This is a genomic window from Streptococcus sp. UBA632, from assembly GCF_002300045.1.
GTDB classification, from domain to species: domain Bacteria; phylum Bacillota; class Bacilli; order Lactobacillales; family Streptococcaceae; genus Streptococcus; species Streptococcus alactolyticus.
The window spans coordinates 2,273-3,411 of the sequence record NZ_DBPA01000012.1; the positions used below are offsets into that span (position 1 = coordinate 2,273).

General features: G+C 41.7%; 1 protein-coding gene and 1 pseudogene. Both read left to right on the plus strand.

Annotation, left to right across the window (positions count from 1 at the left end; translation table 11 throughout):
- The coding region (locus B3473_RS01205) for a DUF1003 domain-containing protein (RefSeq protein WP_293651002.1) at window positions 1–676 on the plus strand (676 nt) is incomplete at its 5' end.
- Between the two features lie 107 nt (window positions 677–783).
- A pseudogene (locus B3473_RS01210) lies at window positions 784–1,139 on the plus strand (RNase adapter RapZ); the annotation flags it as partial.

Sequence of the window (1,139 nt, forward strand, 5' to 3'; positions counted from 1 at the left end):
CCACCTTCTCAGACAAAGTCATCCTGATCTGCAAGACGGTGATTTTATCAGTTATAAACAGCTGACGCCTTATCGAATGCAGCTTTTAGAGGAAATTATCGACCAAGCCAACTGTAAAAATGAGTTCATTCGTGAGGCGGTTCACGGGGTGGCAAATGATGAAAATTACGCTGCCTTGGATATCCAAGACCAATTGGATAAGAAAATTACTTTTGGACAAAAAATCGCGGACGACGTGGCTCGGTTTGGGGGTTCTTGGACCTTTATCATTTCCTTTATCGTCTTTATGGCAGTTTGGATGCTAATCAATATCATTCAACCGTTTGGGATTGCTTTTGACAAATACCCATTTATCTTGCTTAATCTCGCCCTATCAACTATCGCAGCCATTCAAGCCCCTTTGATTATGATGAGCCAAAACCGTGCCTCAGATTATGACCGCTTGCAAGCCAAAAACGACTACAATGTCAACAAGGTGTCTGAAGAAGAAATCCGATTTTTGCACAAAAAATTGGACCACTTGGTGCAACAAGACCAGTCAGATTTACTGGAAATTCAAAAATTGCAAACCGAAATGCTGGCCTCAGTCACCAATCAGGTAGTGGATTTGAAAGAGCAAAACCAAATCTTGCGAGAAGAAATCGCTAAATTACAAAAAGCAACCGAGAAGAAGTAGGAACATTTAGCGTGCAGACTGGCTTAAATTTGTTATAATAAAAGCAACAGAATCAGGGGAGAAGGACTATGTCTGATAAAACTATTCATTTAGTCATTGTAACTGGGATGAGTGGCGCTGGAAAAACAGTTGCCATTCAATCCTTTGAAGATTTAGGGTATTTTACGATTGATAATATGCCCCCTGCCTTAGTGCCTAAGTTTATTGAATTGGTGGAACAATCAAGCGACAATAACCGCGTGGCACTTGTGGTGGATATGCGTAGCAGGCTCTTTTTTAACGAAATCAATTCTGTCTTAGACCAAATTGATGCCAGTCCCAATATTGACGTAAAAATCTTGTTCTTAGATGCCACAGATGGTGAATTGGTATCACGTTACAAGGAAACGCGTCGTAGCCACCCACTAGCAGCGGATGGCCGCATTTTGGACGGGATTAAATTGGAGCGTGAGTTGCTAGCACC